This is a genomic window from Streptomyces sp. NPDC034099 (assembly GCF_055575415.1).
On record NZ_JBVISR010000005.1, the window covers coordinates 540342 to 561160 of the forward strand.

At 74.5% G+C, this 20819-nt stretch carries 22 protein-coding genes and 1 pseudogene; 8 read left to right on the plus strand and 15 right to left on the minus strand.

Features of this window, described 5'->3' with window-relative positions; all coding sequences use genetic code 11:
* Positions 1-21 precede the first annotated feature (21 nt).
* Entirely contained in the window at positions 22-1245 is a 1224-nt protein-coding gene (locus ACZ56V_RS18330; protein WP_468943390.1) for a trans-sulfuration enzyme family protein, read from the minus strand.
* 59 nt (positions 1246-1304) lie between these two features.
* On the opposite strand from ACZ56V_RS18330, the gene ACZ56V_RS18335 reads away from it, so the two are divergent.
* Both ACZ56V_RS18335 and ACZ56V_RS18340 read left to right on the plus strand, forming a co-directional pair.
* A complete protein-coding gene (locus ACZ56V_RS18335) occupies positions 1305-1796 on the plus strand; it encodes an Lrp/AsnC family transcriptional regulator (RefSeq protein WP_398912076.1) in 492 nt (163 codons plus the stop codon).
* A gap of 78 nt (positions 1797-1874) precedes the next feature.
* On the plus strand, positions 1875-3563 hold the full coding sequence (locus ACZ56V_RS18340) for a DUF885 domain-containing protein (protein ID WP_467381515.1): 1689 nt from the start codon (positions 1875-1877) through the stop codon (positions 3561-3563).
* Positions 3564-3587: 24 nt separating this feature from the next.
* Here ACZ56V_RS18340 and ACZ56V_RS18345 read toward each other — a convergent pair whose 3' ends face one another.
* Genes ACZ56V_RS18345 through ACZ56V_RS18355 form a run of 3 tightly spaced genes read right to left on the minus strand, consistent with a single transcriptional unit; the run spans position 3588 to position 5518 of the window.
* Complete coding sequence (locus tag ACZ56V_RS18345; protein ID WP_468943393.1) at positions 3588-4433, minus strand: SDR family oxidoreductase; 846 nt, start codon at positions 4431-4433, stop codon at positions 3588-3590.
* Between the two features lie 53 nt (positions 4434-4486).
* Positions 4487-5005, minus strand: a complete 519-nt coding sequence (locus ACZ56V_RS18350; protein ID WP_104634417.1) for an immunity 21 family protein — start codon at positions 5003-5005, stop codon at positions 4487-4489.
* Between the two features lie 21 nt (positions 5006-5026).
* The gene (locus ACZ56V_RS18355; protein WP_398912081.1) at positions 5027-5518 is read right to left on the minus strand and encodes a rhodanese-like domain-containing protein; all 492 of its coding nucleotides are present in this window, start codon (positions 5516-5518) and stop codon (positions 5027-5029) included.
* A gap of 121 nt (positions 5519-5639) precedes the next feature.
* Here ACZ56V_RS18355 and ACZ56V_RS18360 point away from each other — a divergent pair, with 121 nt between their 5' ends.
* On the plus strand, positions 5640-6086 hold the full coding sequence (locus ACZ56V_RS18360; protein WP_398912082.1) for an Lrp/AsnC family transcriptional regulator: 447 nt from the start codon (positions 5640-5642) through the stop codon (positions 6084-6086).
* A 26-nt stretch (positions 6087-6112) separates the two neighbouring features.
* Here the strand turns inward: ACZ56V_RS18360 and ACZ56V_RS18365 are convergent, their stop codons facing one another.
* The 4 genes from ACZ56V_RS18365 to ACZ56V_RS18380 all read right to left on the minus strand — a co-directional run bounded on the left by ACZ56V_RS18365 (position 6113) and on the right by ACZ56V_RS18380 (position 11801).
* Positions 6113-9109 carry an AAA family ATPase gene (locus ACZ56V_RS18365; protein ID WP_468943397.1) on the minus strand — a complete coding sequence of 999 codons (2997 nt, stop codon included), beginning with the start codon at positions 9107-9109 and terminating at the stop codon, positions 6113-6115.
* The gene (locus ACZ56V_RS18370) at positions 9106-10269 is read right to left on the minus strand and encodes an exonuclease SbcCD subunit D (protein WP_468943400.1); all 1164 of its coding nucleotides are present in this window, start codon (positions 10267-10269) and stop codon (positions 9106-9108) included. Before ACZ56V_RS18370 ends, ACZ56V_RS18365 begins: the two co-directional genes overlap by 4 nt.
* 105 nt (positions 10270-10374) lie before the next feature.
* A complete protein-coding gene (locus ACZ56V_RS18375) occupies positions 10375-11001 on the minus strand; it encodes a YigZ family protein (protein WP_398912085.1) in 627 nt (208 codons plus the stop codon).
* A gap of 71 nt (positions 11002-11072) precedes the next feature.
* Entirely contained in the window at positions 11073-11801 is a 729-nt protein-coding gene (locus ACZ56V_RS18380) for a hypothetical protein (protein WP_398912086.1), read from the minus strand.
* A gap of 150 nt (positions 11802-11951) precedes the next feature.
* Between ACZ56V_RS18380 and ACZ56V_RS18385 the strand changes: the two genes are divergently transcribed.
* Positions 11952-12359: a CoA-binding protein gene (locus ACZ56V_RS18385; protein ID WP_398912087.1), complete on the plus strand. Its 408-nt coding sequence runs from the start codon at positions 11952-11954 to the stop codon at positions 12357-12359.
* Positions 12360-12385: 26 nt separating this feature from the next.
* On the opposite strand, the pseudogene ACZ56V_RS18390 reads toward ACZ56V_RS18385, so the two are convergent.
* Positions 12386-12841 (minus strand): annotated as a pseudogene (locus ACZ56V_RS18390) (VWA-like domain-containing protein); the annotation flags it as partial.
* Positions 12842-12953: 112 nt separating this feature from the next.
* Between ACZ56V_RS18390 and ACZ56V_RS18395 the strand changes: the two are divergent.
* Positions 12954-14177, plus strand: a complete 1224-nt coding sequence (locus ACZ56V_RS18395) for a 4-hydroxybenzoate 3-monooxygenase (RefSeq protein WP_467384736.1) — start codon at positions 12954-12956, stop codon at positions 14175-14177.
* Between the two features lie 30 nt (positions 14178-14207).
* Here ACZ56V_RS18395 and ACZ56V_RS18400 read toward each other — a convergent pair whose 3' ends face one another.
* Positions 14208-14567, minus strand: coding sequence for an ArsR/SmtB family transcription factor (locus ACZ56V_RS18400; protein ID WP_356369092.1), 360 nt, complete (start codon positions 14565-14567; stop codon positions 14208-14210).
* A gap of 82 nt (positions 14568-14649) precedes the next feature.
* Between ACZ56V_RS18400 and ACZ56V_RS18405 the strand changes: the two genes are divergently transcribed.
* Positions 14650-15723 (plus strand): cation diffusion facilitator family transporter, encoded by a 1074-nt coding sequence (locus tag ACZ56V_RS18405; RefSeq protein WP_398912088.1) that lies wholly within the window; start codon positions 14650-14652, stop codon positions 15721-15723.
* A 10-nt stretch (positions 15724-15733) separates the two neighbouring features.
* Here ACZ56V_RS18405 and ACZ56V_RS18410 read toward each other — a convergent pair whose 3' ends face one another.
* The 3 genes from ACZ56V_RS18410 to ACZ56V_RS18420 all read right to left on the minus strand — a co-directional run bounded on the left by ACZ56V_RS18410 (position 15734) and on the right by ACZ56V_RS18420 (position 17870).
* Positions 15734-16291, minus strand: coding sequence for a YbaK/EbsC family protein (locus tag ACZ56V_RS18410; protein WP_398912089.1), 558 nt, complete (start codon positions 16289-16291; stop codon positions 15734-15736).
* A gap of 42 nt (positions 16292-16333) precedes the next feature.
* Entirely contained in the window at positions 16334-16906 is a 573-nt protein-coding gene (locus tag ACZ56V_RS18415; RefSeq protein WP_468943406.1) for a helix-turn-helix domain-containing protein, read from the minus strand.
* Positions 16907-17063: 157 nt separating this feature from the next.
* Positions 17064-17870 carry an acyltransferase gene (locus ACZ56V_RS18420; RefSeq protein ID WP_468943409.1) on the minus strand — a complete coding sequence of 269 codons (807 nt, stop codon included), beginning with the start codon at positions 17868-17870 and terminating at the stop codon, positions 17064-17066.
* Between the two features lie 107 nt (positions 17871-17977).
* Between ACZ56V_RS18420 and ACZ56V_RS18425 the strand changes: the two genes are divergently transcribed.
* Complete coding sequence (locus tag ACZ56V_RS18425; RefSeq protein WP_468943412.1) at positions 17978-18514, plus strand: gamma carbonic anhydrase family protein; 537 nt, start codon at positions 17978-17980, stop codon at positions 18512-18514.
* An 86-nt stretch (positions 18515-18600) separates the two neighbouring features.
* On the opposite strand, the gene ACZ56V_RS18430 is transcribed toward ACZ56V_RS18425, so the two are convergent.
* Positions 18601-19236, minus strand: coding sequence for a DedA family protein (locus tag ACZ56V_RS18430; protein WP_398912093.1), 636 nt, complete (start codon positions 19234-19236; stop codon positions 18601-18603).
* A gap of 82 nt (positions 19237-19318) precedes the next feature.
* The gene (locus ACZ56V_RS18435; protein WP_398912144.1) at positions 19319-19756 is read right to left on the minus strand and encodes a DUF4442 domain-containing protein; all 438 of its coding nucleotides are present in this window, start codon (positions 19754-19756) and stop codon (positions 19319-19321) included.
* Positions 19757-19840: 84 nt separating this feature from the next.
* Between ACZ56V_RS18435 and ACZ56V_RS18440 the strand changes: the two genes are divergently transcribed.
* On the plus strand, positions 19841-20800 hold the full coding sequence (locus ACZ56V_RS18440) for a DUF8017 domain-containing protein (protein WP_467384742.1): 960 nt from the start codon (positions 19841-19843) through the stop codon (positions 20798-20800).
* The last annotated feature ends 19 nt before the right edge of the window (positions 20801-20819 follow it).

Consider the following 20819-nt stretch of genomic DNA (forward strand, 5'->3'; position numbering starts at 1 on the left):
CCGGCGGGCGTGGTGGCGCGCTCACGCGGTCCGCGCCGGCGCCTGCCGCAGCGAAACGGCGCCGGCGACGGGCTCCCCCAGGGCCCGGTCCAGGTCGGCCCACAGGTCGTCGACGTCCTCCAGGCCGACCGACAGCCGCAGCAGCCGGTCGGACACCCCGGCGCCCCGCCGGTCGTCCGGGTCCACGATGCGGTGGCTGATGGACGCCGGGTGCTGGATGAGCGTGTCCACGCTGCCGAGGCTCACGGCCGGAGTGATCAGCCGGACGCCCCCGACGACCTCGTGCGGGTCGCCGTGGACCTCGAAGGAGACCATCGCGCCGCCGATGCGCGGATAGTGGACGCGGGCCACCCGCGGGTCGGCGGCCAGCCGCCCGGCCAGTTCGGCGGCGCCCGCGGAGGCGGCCCGTACCCGGACCGGCAGGGTGGACAGTCCCCGCAACAGCAGGTAGCCGGCCAGCGGGTGCAGCACCCCGCCGGTGGCGAAGCGGACCTGCCGCAGCCGCCCGGCGAACTCCTCGTCGCAGGCGACCACGCCGGCCAGCACGTCGCCGTGTCCGCCGAGGTACTTGGTGGCGCTGTGCAGCACCAGCCGGGCGCCGTGCTCGGCGGGGCGCTGGAGCACGGGTGTGGCGAAGGTGTTGTCCACGAGCAGCGGCACCGACCCGCAGGCGTGCGCCACGGCCCGCAGGTCGACCTCGGCCAGCGTCGGGTTGGCCGGCGACTCGACGAGCACCAGGCCGGTGTCCGGGCGCAGCGCGTCGGCGACGCCCGCCGGGTCGGTCCAGGTGACCTCGGACCCGAGCAGCCCGGCGGTCAGCAGGTGGTCGCTGCAGCCGTACAGCGGCCGTACGGCGACGACGTGCCGCAACCCCATCGAGCCGCGGACCAGCAGGACCGCGCTCAGCGCCGCCATGCCGCTGGCGAAGGCGACGGCGGCCTCGGTCCCCTCCAGCCGGGCCAGCGCCGTCTCGAAGCGGGCGACGGTCGGGTTGCCGAGGCTGCCGTACACCGGCGGCCCGTCCGGCTCGGCGCCGGTGGCGGCGAACGCGTCGATGCGGGCGGCCTCGCCGCGGCTGTCGTACGACGGATAGGTCGTGGACAGGTCGATGGGCGGGGCGTGCAGTCCCCGGGCGGCGAGGTCGTCGCGGCCGGCGTGCACGGCTTCGGTGGCCAGTGCCCTGCCCGTGGGTGCGGTGGTGCGTACGTCGTCGGGTGATGACGTGTGCGTGCGCGCTGAGTCCATGGCCGAAGGGTGAACAACGGCCGGGCCGATGAGGTCGTACTCCGTGCTACGTTCGGGCCATGGCCGATTCCGTCGTACTGGATCCGGTGGATCTCCATCTGCTGCGGCTGCTGCAGAACGACGCCCGGACCACCTACCGCGATCTCGCCGCCCAGGTCGGCGTCGCGCCGTCGACCTGCCTGGACCGGGTGGCCCGGCTGCGGCGGGCCGGTGTGATCCTCGGCCACCGGCTCGAACTGGACCCGGCCAAGCTGGGGCGTGGCCTCCAGGCGTTGCTGTCGGTGCAGGTGCGCCCGCACCGGCGGGAGCTGGTCGGACCGTTCGTGGAGCGGATCCGGGCGCTGCCGGAGTCGCGCACCGTCTTCCACCTCACCGGCCCGGACGACTACCTCGTGCATGTCGCGGTCGCGGACATGGCGGATCTGCAGCGGCTGGTCCTGGACGAGTTCACCTCCCGGCGGGAGGTGGCCCGCGTCGAGACCCGGCTGATCTTCCAGCAGTGGGAGTGCGGCCCCCTGCTGCCGCCGGCCGTGCCCGCGGACACGCCCTGAGCGAAATCCGGCCGCCCGCACGATCGGGCCCGGTCCACCGGGCTGACGCGGCACCGGTATCCGTACGAGGATGTCCGCATGTCAGAGACCAAGAGCCCGCTGCCCCGCGAGGTCGCCGACGCCTACGTCGACGAGCTCATCGCCCTCGACCCCGTCACCGGTACCTACCTCGGTGTCGCGGAGAGTTCCAGCCGTCTGCCCGACTTCTCACCCGCCGGGCAGGAGGCCCTCGCCGAGCTGGCCCGCGCCACCCTGGCCCGGCTGGACGAGGCGGAGCGCCGGCCGGGCGGGGACAGCGACGTGGAGCGGCGCTGCGCGCGGCTGCTGCGTGAGCGCCTCACCGCCGAACTCGCGGTGCACGAGGCCGACGAGGGCCTGCGTTCGGTCGGCAACATGGGCACCGCCGCCCACTCGGTGCGCGAGGTCTTCACCCTCACCCCGACCGGGACCGACGAGGACTGGGCCCGGATCGCCGAGCGGCTGCGGGCGGTGCCTGCGGCGTTGGCGGGCTACCGCGCGTCCCTGTCCCTGGGACTGGAGCGCGGGCTGTACGCGGCGCCGCGGCCGACCGCCACCTTCGTCGAGCAGCTCGGCGAGTGGGCGGACACGGGCGAGGGGCGTGGCTGGTTCGAGGACTTCGCCGCCGACGGCCCCGAGGCGCTGCGCGCGGAGCTGGACGAGGCCGCCCGGGGTGCGACCGCCGCCGTGGCGGAACTGCGGGACTGGATGCGCGACGTGTACGCCCCGGCCATCGAGGGCGCCCCGGACACGGTGGGCCGGGAGCGCTACGCCCGCTGGTCGCGCTACTACAACGGCACGGACCTGGACCTGGACGAGGCGTACGCGTACGGCTGGTCCGAGTACCACCGCCTGCTGGCCGAGATGAAGGCGGAGGCCGAGAAGATCCTGCCGGGCGCGAAGACGCCGTGGGTGGCGCTGGCGCACCTGGACGAGCACGGCAGGCACATCGAGGGCGTCGACGAGGTCCGCGACTGGCTGCAGGGCCTGATGGACCAGGCGATCGAGCAGTTGGACGGCACGCACTTCGAACTCGCCGAGCGGGTGCGGAGGGTGGAGTCGCGCATCGCGCCGCCCGGCAGCGCGGCGGCGCCCTACTACACCTCGCCGTCGGAGGACTTCTCGCGTCCCGGCCGCACCTGGCTGCCGACGATGGGGCAGACCCGCTTCCCCGTGTACGACCTGGTTTCGACCTGGTACCACGAGGGCGTCCCGGGCCACCACCTCCAGCTCGCCCAGTGGACGCACGTGGCTCAGGACCTCTCCCGCTACCAGGCTTCGGTGGGCATGGTCAGCGCCAACGCCGAGGGCTGGGCGCTGTACGCGGAGCGGCTGATGGACGAGCTGGGTTACCTCACGGACGCGGAGCAGCGCCTCGGCTACCTGGACGCGCAGATGATGCGGGCCGCCCGCGTCATCGTGGACATCGGCATGCACCTGGAGCTGGAGATCCCGGCGGACTCGCCCTTCCACCCGGGTGAGCGCTGGACGCCGAAGCTGGCGCAGGAGTTCTTCGGGGCGCACAGCAGCCGTCCGGCGGACTTCGTGGAGAGCGAGCTGACCCGGTATCTGACGATCCCGGGCCAGGCGATCGGCTACAAGCTCGGTGAGCGGGCCTGGCTGCTGGGCCGGGAGAAGGCCCGCGAGCGGCACGGCGACTCCTTCGACCTGAAGGCGTGGCACATGGCGGCGCTTTCCCAGGGCTCGCTGGGTCTGGACGACCTGGTGGACGAGCTGTCGCGGCTGTGACGCCGGCACCGCGCCGCCCTCACGTCACCGCCTGAAGCCACCCTCCGAGTCGACGACCTGACCGGTGATCCAGTCCGCCTCGTCCGTGGCGAGCCACGCGATGAGGCGGGCCGGGTCGTCGGGCATCCCCCACCGCCCGGCGGGGAAGAGCGCGGCGATGGCGTCGTAGTCCTCGCCGGTCAGGTAGCCGGTGTCCACGGGGCCGGGGTTGACCGCGTTCACGGTGACGGCGTGGTCGGCGAGGGTCGTCGCCAGGGAGCGCGTGACGGAGGCGAGCGCGCCCTTCTGGAGCGCGTAGGCGATCTCGCCGGGCATGCCGCCCGCGATGTCCTGGCCGGAGGTCATCATCACGACCCGCCCACCGGGTGTGCGCGGCGGCAGGGCGGCGCGGTGGCGGGCGTAGGCCTGGATCAGCAGCAGCACCGATCGGGTGTCGACCTGCCAGTGGGCGTCGAGCATGGCGGCGTCGACGGTGTCGAGGGTGCCGTCGAACCCGTTGAGCGCGTGGTTGGCGACGAGGACGTCCAGCCGTCCGCCGAGCGCTTCGGCGGCGGTGGCGACGAGTTCGCCGGGCGCGCCGGGGCGGGTGAGGTCGCCGGGGCCCGCGTGCACGGCGGCCTCCGGGGCGCCGAGCGCCGCGCGTACGGAGTCGACCACGTCGTCCACGCGGTCGGCACCCCAGGGCATGGCGGCGTCGTGCGGGACGTGGTGGTGCAGGTAGACGCTCGCTCCGTACGCGGCGAGCCGCCTGGCCACGGCGTGGCCGATGCCGCCGCGCCGGCTGGCTCCGGTGACGAGGGCGGTGCGGCCGCCCAGGGGCAGCGGGTCGCGGCGCAGGTCTTCGGGGGCGGGGTGCGGAAGTCGTGGCATGGGCACCCATGATGGGCGGACCGCGACCGTCCCGCACGTCGTTTTCGTCCCGGCTACCGGTCGGCGAGCCGCCGCAGGTGTACGAGGCTCAGCCAGGTCTCCGGGCCGGGGCGCACCTCGGCCGCGCGCACCGCGTACCGGCCGGGGTCCAGCGCGACCCGCACCCGGTCGGCGCGGTCCGACGCGGCGCCGGGCCAGGCGGCGTCGAACAGGAACACGGGGCCCGGCACGTGCCACGACACCTCGGGCTGCCACTCGGCGGTGTCGAGGGCGGCGGGGACCCCGGCCAGCACCTCGTCCTCGGAGTCCGCGGCGCACCAGCGGACGAAGGCTCCGTGGTCGGGGAGGTAGGCGGTGGAGGCGGGTTCGTCGCCGAGCACCAGGGCGGTGGAGTCGCCGACCGGGAGCAGTCCGACGTGGCCGTCGACCTCGCAGGCCCGGTCGTAGTCGGAGTCCGTCTCCTCGCCGTCGGCGCCGGTCCAGAACGGCAGGACCGTCTCCGGTACCGCGATCAGCGGCCCTCCGCCCGACTCGACCCACTCCACCGCGCCCGGCTCCGCGTATCGCACCATGCGGCAGAACCTACACGCCGCTCAGCAGCCGCAGTCGGCCGCGTCCACCGGAACGGTCAGGGGGTCGGCGGCGCGGCGCTCGGCGCCCTGCCAGGTCTCGAACCCGAAGCCCTCGCGCGCCCAGTACTCGAAGCCGCCGAGCATCTCCTTGACCCGGTAGCCGAGTTCGGCGAGGGCGAGGGCCGCGCGCGTCGCCCCGTTGCAGCCGGGGCCCCAGCAGTACGTCACCACCGGCACGGCGGGGTCGAGGAGTTGCCCGGCCCGCTCGGGGACGTGCGCGGTGGGGAGGTGGACGGCGCCGGGGACGTGACCCTGGTCCCAGGACTCGGTGGAACGGCAGTCGACGAGCACGAACCCCGGGTCGCCGCCGGCCGCGAGTGCCTCGGCGACGTCGGAGACGTCGGTGTGGAAGGCGAGGCTCGCCCGGAAGTACGCGGCGGCTTCGGCGGACGGTGCGGGGGCGGTGCGCAGGACGGCGTTGACGTGCCCGGCGGCGGGGGTGGTGACGCTCATGGTCCGGCCTCTCCTCGGTGGATCTTCCAGCCGGAAATCTATGGCCCACACCGCCCCGCCCGAAGGGCGATTCCCCGGCCGTCGCCTTGTCCCACCGGGGAATCCCTGCTATTCATCTCCGATGACCGAGTATTCCCCGGACGGCACCGACTGGCGCCTCCTCGACGCCCTCCAGCGGGACGGGCGGGCCAGCTTCGCCGAACTGGCACGTGCCGTCTCGATGTCCGCGAGCGCGGTGACGGAGCGCGTGCGGCGCCTGGAGGAGGCGGGGATCATCCAGGGGTACGCGGCGGTCGTCGACCCCGAGCGGCTGGGCCTGCCGATCCTGGCGTTCGTGCGGCTGCGCTACCCGGTCGCCAACTACAAGCCGTTCCACGACCTGGTCGCGGTCACGCCGGAGATCCTGGAGGCGCACCACGTCACGGGCGACGACTGCTTCGTCGTCAAGGTCGCGGCCCGCTCCATGCGCCACCTGGAGGAGGTGTCCGGCCGGATCAGCGCCCTGGGCTCGGTCACCACCAGCGTCGTGTACTCCTCACCGCTCCCCCGCCGCCCACTGGGCCGCTGAGGTCGGCGCGGGGGCCGGAACGGCGCTCAGCCGGCGCCCCGCTGCCGCAGTACCGAACCCGACCGCCCCTTCACGACCTCCAGTTGGGCGTGGATGCGGCGGCGCAGGTCGGCGACGTGGCTGACGATGCCGACGCTGCGGTCCCGCTCGCGCAGTGCGTCCAGGACGTCGAGGACCTCGTCGAGGGTCTGGTCGTCGAGGCTGCCGAAGCCCTCGTCGATGAAAAGGGTGTCCAGGCGGACGCCGCCCGCCTCGTCGGTGACGACGTCGGCCAGGCCGAGCGCGAGGGCGAGCGACGCGAAGAACGTCTCGCCGCCGGACAGCGTCGCCGTGTCGCGCTCCCGGCCGGTCCAGGCGTCGACGACGTGCAGGCCGAGGCCGCTGCGGCCGCGGCCGGTGCGGTCGTCGGAGTGGACGAGGGTGTAGCGGCCGGAGGACATGCGCAGCAGGCGGGCGGTGGCCGCGGCGGCGACCTGTTCGAGGCGGGCGGCCAGTACGTAGGACTCCAGGCGCATCCGGCGTTCGTTGTCCGCCGAGGTACCCGCGGCGAGGGAGGCGAGGCGGGCGACCCGGGTGTGCTCCTCGCGCAGCGGGGCGAGCCGGCGCACGGACGCGGTGGCGTGCGCGGACAGCCGGTCCAGCTCGGCGCAGCACCGGGCGGCGGCGTCGCGGGCCGAGGACGCCTCGCGCAGGCGCCGGTCCGCGTCGGCCGCCGTCCGTTCCGCCGCGGCGAGGTCGGCGGGCGGTCGCCGGGCCGCGTCGGTGGTGTCGGCCTCGGCGAGGACCGCGCGGACGGCCGCGTCCTCCGACTGCCAGGCGTCGAGCCGTCTTTGCAGCTCGCGATGGGCGGTGTCGTCGAGCAGGGCGGCGGCCGCGTCCGCCGGGGTGTCGAAACCGGCCCGGAACGCGGCGTCGGCGAGGCGGGCGTCGGCGTCCTTGAGCCGCTGGGCGGTGTCCTCGGCGACGCGGGCGGTGTCGGCCGCCTCCGTGAGCAGCGCCGCCCCTCGTTCCAGCTGCGCGGCCCGCGCGCTCACGCTCTCGGCGCTGCCCCGGGCCCGCGCCAACTCCTCTTCCAGCGTTGTCTGTTCGCGCTCCAGCCGCTCGCGGCCCGCGACCCGGGAGGCGGACCGGACGGCGGCCTGCTGCTGGGCGGCGACGCGCTGTTCGCGTTCGCCTTCGGCCCGCCGCAGCTCCTCCTGCGCGGCGTGCAGGCCGGAGGCGGTCGCCCGCGCCCGCGCGTACGCCGCCTCCAGGTCCTCGGCCTCCTCGGCCAGCCGGGCGGTGGGCGCGTCCCCGGCTTCCGCGGTGGCGGCGGCGAGCGCCTCCCGTACGGTGCCCAGGTGCCGCTCGGCCCGCGCGCGCCGCTCGTCGGCGGCCTGGTAGGCGGCGAGGGCGCGCTCCTCCGCGTCGCGGTCGACGTGCCCGGCCCTCTTGCGGGCGGGGGCGGGGTGCTCGGTGGCGCCGCACACCGCGCAGGGTGCGCCGTCGGTGAGGTTCGCGGCGAGTTCGGCGGCGATGCCGTGCAGCCGCTGTTCCTTGAGGTCGAGCCAGTGGGCGCGGGCCTCGACGGCGTCTTGCGCCGAGGCGAGCGCCCGCCGCCGCGCCTCTTCGGTGTCTTCGGTGAGCCGGTCCCGTTGCCGGGCGGCCTCCAGTTTGCGCCCCGCCGGTTCGCGCTGTACGGCAAGCTGTTCCGCGCGGGTGGCGGCCTCCTGCGCGGAGTCGACGCGGCCCTGGAGTGCGGCGCGGGTGGACTCCCAGTCGGCGAGCCAGGTCTCCGCCTCCTGGCGGACCTCGTCGTCGGCGCGTTCCTGCCGGTCGAGGCCGTCCCGCTCCTCGACCAGGTCGGCGAGGCGCCGTTCGGCACGCCTGGCCGACTCGAGGCCGCCCAGTTCCTCGGCGGCCCGGCGGGCGGCGGCGGCGAGGCCGGTGGCACCCGCGTCGGCGAGGGCCCGCGGCAGCAGGGCACGGGCGCGTGCCTCCGCGTCCGCCGCCCTCCGGTGCTCGCTGTCGGCGGCGTCCCGCAGCTCCAGGGCGGGGGCCACCGCCTCGGCCTTGCGGGCCCGTTCCATGCGCTCCTGCGCGGCACGGTGGGTGTCGGCCCGCTCCGCCAGTCGTGCGGCCCGCTCCCGTGCCTCGGCGAACCGGCGTTGCAGCCGGTCGAGTTCGCGGGTGTCGGCCAGGTCGCGTCCGGCTGCGGCCCGGGCGGACTCGGCGGCCGCGAGCCGGCCGTCGGCGATGGTGAGCCGCTCGCGGGCGGTGCCGCGGGCGACGGCGGCGGCGCTGAGGACCGCCTCGGCCAGTCCCGGTTCGCCCGGTGCCAGTTCCGGCAGCTCCATGGCGTCACCGGCGGCCTGCTGCATCCGGTGCGCGTCGGCCAGCAGGGTGGCGTCGCCCTCGCGGACCCGGGCCTCGGTGGTGCGGCGCCGTTCGGCGAGACGCTTCTCGACCTCGGCGAACCGCCGGGTGTCGAAGAGGCGGCCGAGGAGCTTGCCGCGTGCTTCGGCGTCGGCGCGCAGGAAGCGGGCGAAGTCGCCCTGGGGCAGCAGCACGACCTGGCAGAACTGCTCGCGGCTCATGCCGAGCAGCTGGGTGATCTCCTCGCCGATCTCCTGGTGGGAGCGGCTGAGGTCCTTCCAGGCGCGGGTCGTCGCGTCGTACTCGCGCAGCCAGGTCTGCGCCTTGTCGACGGTGGTGCCCTTGCCGCGAAGCTTCGGCCGTTCCCAGGGCGGCTGCCGGGTGATCTCCAACCGGCGCCCCGCGACGGTCAGTTCGAGGCGCACCTCGGTGCGGGTGCCGACGGCCGCGTGGTCGCTGCGCAGTGTGATGCCCTGGCCGCTGCCCTGCCGGGCGCCCGGCACCGAGCCGTACAGGGCGTAGCAGACGGCGTCGAGGACGGAGGTCTTTCCGGCGCCGGTGGGGCCGTGCAGCAGGAACAGTCCGGCGGCCGACAGGTCGTCGAAGTCGACGCTCTGCTGGGCGCCGAAGGGCCCGAAGGCGGTGATGTCCAGCCGGTGCAGCCTCACCGGGCCACCTCCCGCACGCTCTCGTCCGCGCGCACGGCGTCGAAGGCGTCCCGCAGCACGCCCTGCTCGTGGTCGTCGGGCCCGGCGCCGCGCACGTGGGTCACGAAGTCCTCCGCGATCTGCTGGTCGCTGCGGTCGGCGAGGCGCCGGGCATAGGACACGCCGGGCTCGTCGGGGGCCCGCTCGGGGTCGAAGACGAGGCTCAGCGTGTGCGGGAACCGCTCCGTGAGCCGGGCCATGGGCTCGTCCGGGCGGACCGGGTCGGTGAGGGTCGCCTCGATCCACGCGTCCTCGTGCCCGGTCAGTTCCGGGTCGGCGAGCAGGTCCTCCAGCCTGCCGCGCAGCCGGGCCAGCGCGCGCGGCACCGGGCAGTCGAGGCGCTCGGCGGTGACCGACCCGTCGGCGTCCAGATCGACGAGCCACATGCTCTTGCGGTGCCGGTGCTCCGAGAAGGAGTACGGCAGCGGCGAGCCGGAGTAGCGGACGCGCTCGGTGAGGGTCTGGCAGCCGTGCAGGTGCCCCAGCGCCACGTAGTCGACGCCCTCGAAGACGCCGGAGGGCACGGCGGCGACCCCGCCGACGGTGATGTCCCGCTCGCTGTCGCTCTGCTCGCCGCCGGTGACGAAGGCGTGCGCGAGGACGACGGAACGGGTGCCCGGAGCGCGCGTGGCGAGGTCGGCGCGCACCCGGTCCATGGCGGCGGCGAGCACGGCCTCGTGCCCCGCCTTCTCCACGCCGAACTCGGTCTTCACCAGCGCCGGTTCGAGATACGGCAGTCCGTAGAAGGCCACGTCCCCGTGGGCGTCGGTCAGCACCACCGGGGTGCCGCAGCCCGCCGGGTCGGTGCGCAGGTGGATGCCGGCCCGGTCGATGAGCCCGGCCCCGACCCCGAGACGGCGGGCCGAGTCGTGGTTGCCGGAGATCATCACCGTGGGCACGCCGAGGTCGGCGAGGCGGTGCAGCGCGTCGTCGAACAGCTCGACGGCGGCGAGCGGGGGCACCGCGCGGTCGTACACGTCTCCCGACACGACCACGGCGTCGACGGCGTGCTCGCGCACGGTCTCGACGAGGTGGCCGATGAACCCGGCCTGAGCGCCGAGCATGTTCACCCGGTGGAACGCCCGGCCGAGGTGCCAGTCGGAAGTGTGCAGCAGTCGCATGATCCCCGAGACTAACGGGAGGGTCCGACAGCCCGGGAGGTAACTCCCGTTTCGCCCCTCAATCGCATTCCACCAAGCCCCGTTACGCCCTGGTTGTCCGCCTTGTCAGGCGTCGCCGTAGGCCTCTCCGCCCAGTTCGAACCCGGCCGAGCCCGCGGTGGCGTCGGCGAGCCAGGAGCGGAAGGTGTCCACGTCGGCCTCCGGCAGACCGACCTCGATGGTGACGGCCTCGCCGTACCGCACGTCGCGCACCGCGCGGCCGGCGGTGCGCAGGTCGTTCTGGAGCTTCCCGGCCCGCTGGTGGTCGACGGTCACCGTGGCCAGGCGGAACCGGCGCCGGGTGAGGGTACCGAGGTCGTCCAGGGCTTCGCCGACCGCCCCGCCGTAGGCGCGGATGAGGCCGCCCGCGCCGAGCTTGACGCCGCCGTAGTAGCGGGTGACGACGGCGACGACGTACCGCATGTCGCGGCGCAGCAGCATCTGGAGCATCGGGACACCCGCGGTGCCGCCCGGCTCGCCGTCGTCGCTCGCCTTCTGGACGGCGGCGTCGGCGCCGATGACGTACGCCCAGCAGTTGTGGCTGGCGTCCGCGTGCTCCTTGCGCACGCCCGCGATGAACGCCTGGGCGTCCTGTTCGGTGGCGGCCGGGGCGAGGGCGCACAGGAAGCGCGAGCGGTTGATCTCGGTCTCGTGCACACCCGCGCGGGCGACCGTGCGGTACTCGTCCTGCATCGGGCCAGCCTATGCGCTCGCCCCGCCGCGTCCCTCGGCGCCGTCGTCGCGGCCGGTGGCGGTGTCCGTGGTCACGGTGCGGAGCCGACGTCCCGGGTGAGGTGGAGGCCGAGGAACCGGTCGGCGTAGGCGCAGATCTCGAACCGGGCTCCGTCCGGAAGGTCCGGGTCGGTCTCCACCTGGCGCAGGACGCGCAGCGCTCCCGGGGCGTCCAGGTCGTCCTCCCAGGCGGCCCGAAGCCGGTCGCGCACCTCGCCCGGTACGGGACGCGAAGGGTGCCGGGCCCAGTCGGCGACGGCGCGGCGCAGGCGGGCGAGGGTGTCCCGGGCGTCGTCCAGCGCGGCCGCGTCCAGCTCCACGCGCGCGTGGTGGTGCCGTTCCAGCAGGGCGAGGCGCACGGCGTCGGGGTCGGCGAGGTCGGGGGCGGCCGGGTGCACCGGGGCGACGGCGACCGTCGTCGCGTCGGGGGCGTCCCCGTCCCCGTCCGCGCCCCGGGGCGCCCCTTCAGCCACGACGCGGACGCCCTGTCCGTGTCCGGCGGCGGGGCCGTCCTCGAAGGGCCGGACGCCGAGGGCGGCGGCGTCCTCACGCAGCCGGTCCCGCTCCGCCGCGCCGGTCAGGACCGTCCACACGGGCGTCCCGTCGAGCTCCAGGGCCCGCGCCAGGAGGTCCGCGACCAGCAGGACCCGCAGGGCGGTGGCGTCGCGCTCCGGCACGTGCGCCTCGACCCGGGTCGGGGCCCGGCGGGCGGGGGCGGCGGGGACGGGTTCTCCGGTACGGGCGTCGATGATGCGCAGCACGAGGCGAGCGTAGGCGGGACGGCGCGGTCGCGCACCGGGGCGCGCTCGCCGCATCCCCCCCGGTGCTCGGGAATCCCGGCACGTCGCCGTCCGTTGTGCGGACCGGGTGGTCCGATCCGCGGGGCGCCAGGGAGCACGAGGAGGCCGCCGGTGTACGGCGACGAGGCAACCGTCCGCAAGATCCTCACCGAGCTGGGCGACACCTGGGCCGTGGTGGGCCTGTCGAACAACCGGCAGCGCGCGGCGTACGGCGTCGCCAAGGTGCTGCAGCGCTTCGGCAAGCGTGTCGTGCCCGTGCATCCCGAGGCGGAGACGGTGCACGGAGAGCGGGGTTACGCCTCGCTCGCGGACATCCCGTTCGACGTGGACGTCGTCGACGTCTTCGTCAACAGCGAACTGGCCGGGCCGGTCGCCGACGAAGCGGTCGCCAAGGGCGCCCGGGCGGTCTGGTTCCAGCTTGGCGTGGTCGACGAGGCGGCGTACGGGCGGACCCGGGCCGCGGGCCTGGAGATGGTGATGGACCGCTGCCCCGCGATCGAGATCCCGCGACTGGGCTGACCGCGCCGGGGTTCACCCGCCCGGCCCGGACCGGACTCGATGACCACCACGCGGGCCCGGTCGGGCGGTGTGCCGGAGACGTACTCGGGGTCGTCCTCGTCCCAGGACCTGCCCGCCCGCTCCCGGGGGAACAGGCCCACCACCGTCCGGCAGGCCGGCCGCGTCCGCGGCCAGGGTGTCCGCCCGTCGGTCGGCACCACGACGGCGTCCGGCGCGGGACGCGCCCCGAGCGCCTTCGCGAAGCCGGTGCGCGGGTCCGTGCCGCCGCCGCCCACCAGCGGGATCCCCTCGGTCCGGCACACGGTGTGCGCGAGGCGGGCCGCCGCGTCGCGCGGCACCACGCTGACCAGGTCGCGACGGCCGCCGACGGCGCGGACGATCGCGGCGACCTCCAGGAGCGCGCTGCCCAGCCCGGCGTCGCTGACCGGTCCCGAGGTGTCGACGACCATGGCGACCCGGGGCGCACGCGCTGCCAGAGGGAGAGGCGGGAGTCGGAGTCCCCGTTCACGAGGTGAGTGGCCATCAGCAGTTTTCCCGCTGCGCGGGCCGTCGCGGCCGTTCCGGTGGCCCGCGCGCCGCCGACATAATGGCCGGGTGACCGCACCCTCCTCCCACGCCGGCTCAGGCGGCGCTCAAGGATTCTCCGTCGTCATAGTGGGCGCCGGTCCCGCCGGGCTGACCGTCGGCAACATCCTGCGCGCCGCGGGTGTCGACTGTCTGGTGCTGGAGACGGAGACCCGCGATTTCGTCGAACGGCGGCCGCGCGCCGGGGTCATCGAGGAGTGGGCCGTGCGCGGGCTGGAACGGCGCGGGCTGGCGCGGACCCTGCTGGAGCGGGCGCAGACCCACACCGAGTGCGAGTTCCGGTTCGCCGGGGAGTGCTACCGCTTCGCGTACACGGAACTGACGGGGCGTCACCACTTCGTCTATCCGCAGCAGTTCCTGGTGACGGACCTGGTCCGGGAGTACGCGGACGTACGGGGCGGGGAGATCCGGTTCGGCGTCCGGGACGTACGCCTGCACGGTATCGGGTCCGGGCGGCCGTCGGTGTCGTACGTGTGCCCGGAATCCGGCGAACGCCGGGTGGTGACGGCGGACTTCGTCGCGGGCTGCGACGGCGCGCGCGGGGTGACGCGCGCGTCACTGCCTCCGGAGCGGGCCCGCCTCGCTCGCCACGACTACGGCGTCGGCTGGCTGGCACTGCTGGCCGAGGCGCCGCCGTCCTCGGACTGCGTGGTGTTCGGCATGCATCCGCGGGGTTTCGCCGGGCACATGGCCCGCAGCCCCGAGGTGACCCGCTACTACCTGCAGTGCCGGCCGGGCGACGACCCGGCGAACTGGCCGCACGAGCGCGTCTGGGCGGAGCTGCGGGAACGGCTGGGCGCGGCCGGCGCACCGCCGCTCGAGGAGGGCCGGCTGATCGAGAAGCGCGTGCTCGACATGCACGGTTACGTGGTCGAGCCGATGGCCTTCGGGCGGCTCTTCCTGGCCGGGGACGCGGCGCACCTGACCGCGCCCATCGCCGCCAAGGGTCTGAACCTCGCCCTGCACGACGCCTTCCTGCTCGGCGACGGGCTGGTCGCGTCCCTGACGAAGGGCGACGACTCCGGACTGTCCGGCTACTCGGACACGTGCCTCACCCGGGTGTGGGACTACCAGGAGTTCTCCCAGTGGCTGGCCGAGATGTACCACGGCACGGCGTCGGGCGATCGGTATCGCGCGGGTGCCGCGCTGGCCCGGCTGCGTCGCCTCTTCGACTCGCCGGCCGCGGCGACGGAGTTCGCCGAGCGGTACCTCGGCGTACGGACCACCGGCTGAGCGCATGACCGGCCGGGGACGGCAGGTCGCTCAGTCGTGCGGCGGCCGGTCGTCGAGCCGGTGGTCGGCCACGTTCAGCGCCTCGTCGACCAGGCGGCGCAGATGCCCGTCGCGCAATGAGTACACGACCCGGCGCCCCTCCTTGCGGGTGCCGACCAGCCCCGCCAGACGCAGGCGGGCCAGATGCTGGCTGACCGCCGGACGGGCCGCCCCGCAGGCCTCGGTGAGGGTGGTGACGTCGGCCTCTCCGTCGGTCAGGGCGTGCAGCAGGGTCAGGCGGGTGCGGTCGCCGAGCAGGGCGAGGATCTCGGCGGCGAGCGCGAACTGCTCCTCGCCCGGTGTGCGCGGGTGCGCATCGTCCGCAGATGACAGGTGCATGCGTGCGCTCATACGCACATAATGGCGTCGGGGACGGCGAACGTCCACCCACCGCACCGGCACCCAGAACGCCGGGACACCGGAAGGGGCACCCATGAGCGACCCGCACCGGCACCACCACCACGATCACCACCGGGACGGCCATCACCACGCCCGCCCCGGCCCCTCCCCCTCGGCCGCCCGGTGGCGCCGGTGCGCGCACCGCCTCGCGCACCGGCTCACCCCCCATTCCCACGAGAGCGCCGACAAGCTGGACCCGGCCCTGGAGTCCTCGGCCCGCGGCCTGCGCGCCCTGTGGGTGTCGCTGGCGGTGCTGGGCGCGACGGCGCTGGCGCAGGCGGCCGTGGTGGTGGTCTCCGGATCGGTGGCGCTGCTCGGCGACACGGTGCACAACACCGCGGACGCGCTGACCGCCGTTCCCCTGGGCATCGCCTTCGTGCTGGGCCGGCGCGCGGCCACCCGGCGCTTCACGTACGGATACGGACGGGCGGAGGACCTGGCCGGTGTCGTGATCGTCCTGACGATCACCGCCTCCGCGGTGTTCGCGGCGTGGACGGCGGTGGACCGGCTGCTCGACCCGCGCCCGGTCGCGCACGTGCCGGCGGTCGCCGCGGCCGCCCTGGTCGGCTTCGCCGGCAACGAGTGGGTGGCCCGCCACCGCATCCGCGTGGGCCGGGAGATCGGCTCCGCCGCGCTGGTCGCCGACGGCCTGCACGCCCGCACCGACGGCTACACCTCGCTGGCGGTGCTGCTGGGTGCGGGGGGCGCGGCGCTCGGCTGGCAACTCGCCGACCCGGTCGTGGGGTTGGCGATCACGGCCGCGATCGTCCTGGTCCTGCGGGACGCGGCGCGCGAGGTGTTCCGGCGGCTGATGGACGCGGTGGACCCGGCGCTGGTGGACCGGGCGGAGCGGGTGCTGGACGGGGTTCCCGGTGTGCGCGGGGTGGGTGAGCTGCGGCTGCGCTGGATCGGGCACCGGCTGCGCGCCGAGGTCGCCCTGGTGGTGGACGGCGAGGCGACGGTCCGCGAGGCCCACCGCATCGCCGTGGCGGCCGAGCACGCCCTGCTGCACGCGGTGCCGCGGCTCACCGCCGCCCTGGTCCACGCGGACCCGGCGCCGTCCCCGGGCGAGGCCGATCCGCATCTGGCGATCGCCCACCACGCCTGAGCCCAACGGTTCAGGCGGCGCCGAGCCCGTCCAGGACCTCGGCGCCGGGCAGTTCCGCGAAGGCCTTGCCCGGCACGAGCAGTTTGCCGCGCCGGCGTCCGCTGCCGACGAGGACGTAGGGCAGGTCGACGACGGCCGAGTCCACCAGCAGGGGCCAGCCGCCGGGCAGGCCGACCGGGGTGATGCCGCCGTACTCCATGCCGGTCTCCCCGGTGGCCGTGTCCATCGGCGCGAAGGACGCCTTGCGCGCCCCGAGGTGACGGCGTACGACGCCGTTGACGTCGACCCGGGTGGTGGAGAGCACCACGCAGGCGGCCAGGGTCGTGCCGCCGCCCCGCTTGCCGGTGACCACCACGCAGTTGGCGGACTGTTCGAGCAGTTCACGGCCGTAGTGCTCGACGAAGGTGGCGGTGTCGGCCCACTCCGGTTCGGTGTCGACGTAGAGGATCTGGTCGGCCGGTACGGTGCCGCTCCAGCGGCGTACGGCGTCGGCGACCGGGCGGGTCAGTTCGTCGAGGCATTCCGGGGCGGGCGTGGCGCTGTCGAAGTTCCCGATGGGTGCGTGCATGGCGGCACGCTAACAACTGCCGGGGTCCGGAGAACGGCCGTCTCAGCGGACGGGCGGCACCGACACCGCCATGATCATCTCCATCGGCGCGTCACCCTCGTTGCCGTATGTGTGCGGGGTGTCGGACTCGAAGGAGGCGCTCGCGCCGGTCGGCACCCGGTGGGTCACCCCGTCGACGGTGAGGGCGAGTTCGCCCGACGTGACGTGCACCAGCTCGACCGTGCCGGTGGGGTGCGGGTCGGAGAGGCTGTGCTCGCCCGGCATCAGCCGCCACTCCCACATCTCCAGCGGGCCGGGCGCCTCCACCCCGGCGAGGAGCCGGCTGAAGCTGCCCGCGTCGGTGTGCCAGAGGCGTACGGCCTCTTCGGCGGGGACGACGCGGACCGTGGGGCCCTGCTCCCGGTCGAGCAGGGTGGTGATGCTGACCCCGAGGGCGTCGCCGATCTTCACGACGGTGCCGAGGCTGGGGTTGGTGCGCGCCTGCTCGATCTGGATGAGCATGCCGCGGCTGACCCCGGCGCGCGCCGCGAGCGCCTCCAGGGTGAAGCCGCGCTCGGTGCGCCAGCGCCTGACGTTGCGCGCCAGGGACTGGGTCAGCAGGTCGAGGTCCGCCACGTTCCGTCCAGGGACTCGTACAGGTACGTACATTGAGGTGCATGACGCGGTGCTTCAGACTGAACCACGGTCCGCTGCACCCGAAGGTCCACCGCACTGTACTGCGAGCCGACCGGACCGTGACAGCGCGCCCGGCCGCCGCCTCCAGGCCGTCCTGTCAGCCCTCCGCGGCCGGTTCCGCGAGCCTGCCCGGGGTCCGCTGCGGATCTTCGTCCAACGCGGCGAGACGGGCCACCGCCTCGTCGTCCAGCTTCGACAGCTCCCGCAGCTGCCCCGGCGTGATCCCGTCGGGAATCGGCACCGGAGCCGGGGTCCTGAGCGGCGGCTGCCAGCCCTCGGCGGGTGTCCAGCGCCGCACGACACGGGCCGGGGCGCCCGCCACCACGGAGTGGTCGGGGACCGTGCCCCGGACCACGGCACCGGCGGCCACGACCACGTTCCGCCCGATCCGCGCGCCGGGCAGGATCACCGCGCCGGTGCCGATCCAGCAGCCGGGGCCGATCTCCACCGGGTCCATCCGCGGCCACTGCTTGCCGATGGGCTGGTGCGGGTCGTCGTAGGAGTGGTTGGTGGAGGTGACGTAGACGTACGGGCCGAAGTAGCAGTCGCTGCCGATGGTGACGGTGGTGTCCGCGATGACGTGGCTGCCGCGGCCGAGGACGACCCCGTCGCCGATGCGCAGGATCGGCTCGGGGCCGAGGTCGAGATCGGGCATGAGCCCGGCGGTCAGCGTGACCTGCTCGCCGACGATGCAGTGGGCGCCGACGTGGATCCAGGGCTCGCCGAAGACCGTGCCGAGCGGGAAGGCCAGCCGGGTGCCCGTGCCCAGCGCGCCGAAGCGGAACCGCCCGGGGTGGGCGGCGGTGACGGAACCGGTGCGCTGCACCCAGGCCCAGCCCGCGTGGACGGCCCGCTGCGCGAGGCGGCTCCGCCAGGACGAGAACGTGTTCTTGCGGTGGGGCACCCGCTCACGGTAGTCCGCGCGCACCGCGCACAGGTCCGCACCGTGCTGTGATCTTCACCCCACCGGGTGGCGTACGGTGCCGTACAACACCCGAGCAGGAGGCGAAGATGACGCAGAAGGCGCTGATCACGGGCATCGGCGGCAAGGACCCGAAGGTGGACGCGGACGCCTTCGTGGCACCGACGGCCTCGGTCGTCGGGGACGTGACGCTGCACGCCGGGGCGAGCGTCTGGTACGGCGCGGTGCTGCGCGGCGACGTCGAGCGGATCTCCGTGGGCGCGAGCAGCAACGTCCAGGACAACTGCACGCTCCACGCCGACCCCGGCTTCCCCGTCACCGTCGGCGAGCGCGTCTCCATCGGCCACAACGCCGTGGTGCACGGCGCCACCGTCGAGGACGACTGCCTGATCGGCATGGGTGCCACGGTCCTCAACGGAGCGGTGATCGGCACGGGTTCACTGGTCGCGGCCCAGGCGCTGGTCCCGCAGGGGATGCGGGTGCCGCCGGGGTCGCTGGTCGCGGGGGTGCCGGCGAAGGTGAAGCGGGAGCTGACGGAGGAGGAGCGTCAGGGGGTCACGCTGAACGGCACGATGTACGCGGCGCTGGCTGGGCAGCATCGGGATGCGGTGGGGCAGGTGCTCTGAGACGCCGTCTGCCGGTCATCCGCGGCTGGTCGCGCCCACGCGGCGGAGCCACGCATCGACACGGCCCCGTGCCCCTGTGGGACGCCTCACTCCCCGGCGGTCGCGGGCTCGGGCTCCGGCTGGGCCCTGCTCGCCCTGCGCTTGACGATCAGCATCGAGGCGACGCCGATCAGGACCGCCACCACCAGGCCCAGCCAGGAGAAGCGCTTGAGCCAGTCCTCCGCGACGACGCCGACGTAGTAGATGACGGCGGTGGTGCCGCCCGCCCAGACGATGCCGCCGAGGACGTTGGCGATCAGGAACTTCCAGTACGGCATCCGCAGCACACCGGCCAGCGGGCCCGCGAAGATCCGCAGCAGGGCGACGAAGCGGCCGAAGAACACGGCCCACATGCCCCACTTCTGGAAGGACCGCTCGGCGGTGGCGACGTGCCCCTCGCTGAAGTGCTTGGGGAATTTTCTGCCCAGCCAGGCCAGCAGCGGCCGGCCGCCCTTGCGGCCGATGGCGTAACCGATGGAGTCGCCGATCACCGCGCCCGCGCTGGCGCAGGCGCCGAGGACCAGCGGGTCGATCCCGCCGTGCTGCGACGACAGCAGGGCCGCCGACACCAGGATGATCTCGCCGGGCAACGGGATGCCCAGGCTCTCCAGACCGATGACCAGCGCGACGACGGCGTAGACGGCAGCCGCTGGCACCGTGTCGAGCCATTCCTGGACGTGCAACGCCCCATCCTCCGCTTCGCGTACCTGTTCCCCGGTGCGCCTCGATCGAGGCGCACCGGGAAGCGTACCGGGTCGGCGGGGGTCAGCCGTTGGGGCGCAGGGTCCATATGACGGTCATCTCACCGGTGACGGCTCCGTCCTCGCGCTGGATGGCGACGCTCACCGGGAATTCGGGCCGGCTGCCCGCGTCCAGTTCGGCGACGACGTCCGCGGCGGGGCGGCCGAGCGTCGCGGTGGCGGTGACCGGGCCGAGGGCGATCTTCTTGAAGGCGATCTCCGCGGTGACCGGCAGCGGCACCGCCCGGGAGAGCTGGTCGCCGAAGGCGGCCAGCACGATCGCGCCGCTGGCCGACTCGCCCAGCGTGAACATGGCTCCGGCGTGCGGTCCGCCGACGTGGTTGCGGTACTCGCTCTGGTCCGGGAGGGTCAGGACGGCCTTCTCCGGGGTGGTCTCCAGGTACTCGAGGTTCAGGGTCCTGACCATCGGCACCGTGGCGGCGAGCAACTCGCCGATCGACATCTGATCTGCGCTCATGACGGCAGGTTACCCGCGAGTAGCATCCAGGGCCAGGCACCCGGGAAGATCGCCGTATGCTGGGCGCCCATGTGGCCAGGAGAGCAGTCATCCGCCGGCGGGCCGGACCCGCGGCAGCCCAACCCGTACCGGCAGCCGGGCTACCAGCAGCAGCAGCCGTACGCGGGGCAGCAGCAGCCCGCCCCCTGGAACGCGCCCACGGTCACCTCCGGCGGTCCGGCGGGACGGGGGCCCGGCAGCGGCCGAACGAAGGTGGTCGCGGTCGTCGCCGCCGCGGTCGTGGTGGTCGCCGCCGCCGTGACCGGGGCCGTCCTCCTGGGCGGGGGCGGGGACGACGAGGCCCGGCCCGGCCCCGCCTCCTCCTCCCCGGCGGCCTCCTCCCCGGCCGCGTCCGCCGCCGGCGACCCGCGCGGCGGTGACGGCTCCCCGAAGCCCACCGTCGAGGGCTGGACCGTCGTGGCCAACCCCGACCGCGGCATCGCCTTCGACGTACCGGCGTCCTGGGTACCGCAGTCGCGCGACTGGGTCACCTACGTAGCGGAGGACGACGACCCCGACGAGAAGCCCCTGGTCGCCATGAAGGCCCCCGCCGTGCTCAAGGAGAAGTGGTGCGGGTCGGACGACGACCGGGACGGCTCGGTCGACCACACGCCCCTGGCCAGTGCGGGCACCCGCGGCAACAACGGCGCCCGGAGCACCGAGGAGATCGCCCGCACCGACTCCGCGACCTGGGTCTACGGGGCGTTCACCCAGCCGGACCGGGACAAGGTCGCCACCGGACCGGTGACGTCGTTCACCACGGCCTCCGGCATCAAGGGCAGCGTGGCCACCTCCCGGTCGTCCGGGGTGGCGAGGAAGGACAAGTGCGACGTGAACGGCAAGGCGACCACCTTCGCCTTCAAGTCCGCCGACGGCGACTTCGTCTCGTGGTCGTTCTTCGGCGCGGCGGACGTCGCCGACGAGGTACCCGACGCCACCGTCCGCGAAATCCTCGCCACCGTCAGGGAGTACACCCCGTCGGAGTCCTGAGCCCCGCCGTTTCGGTACG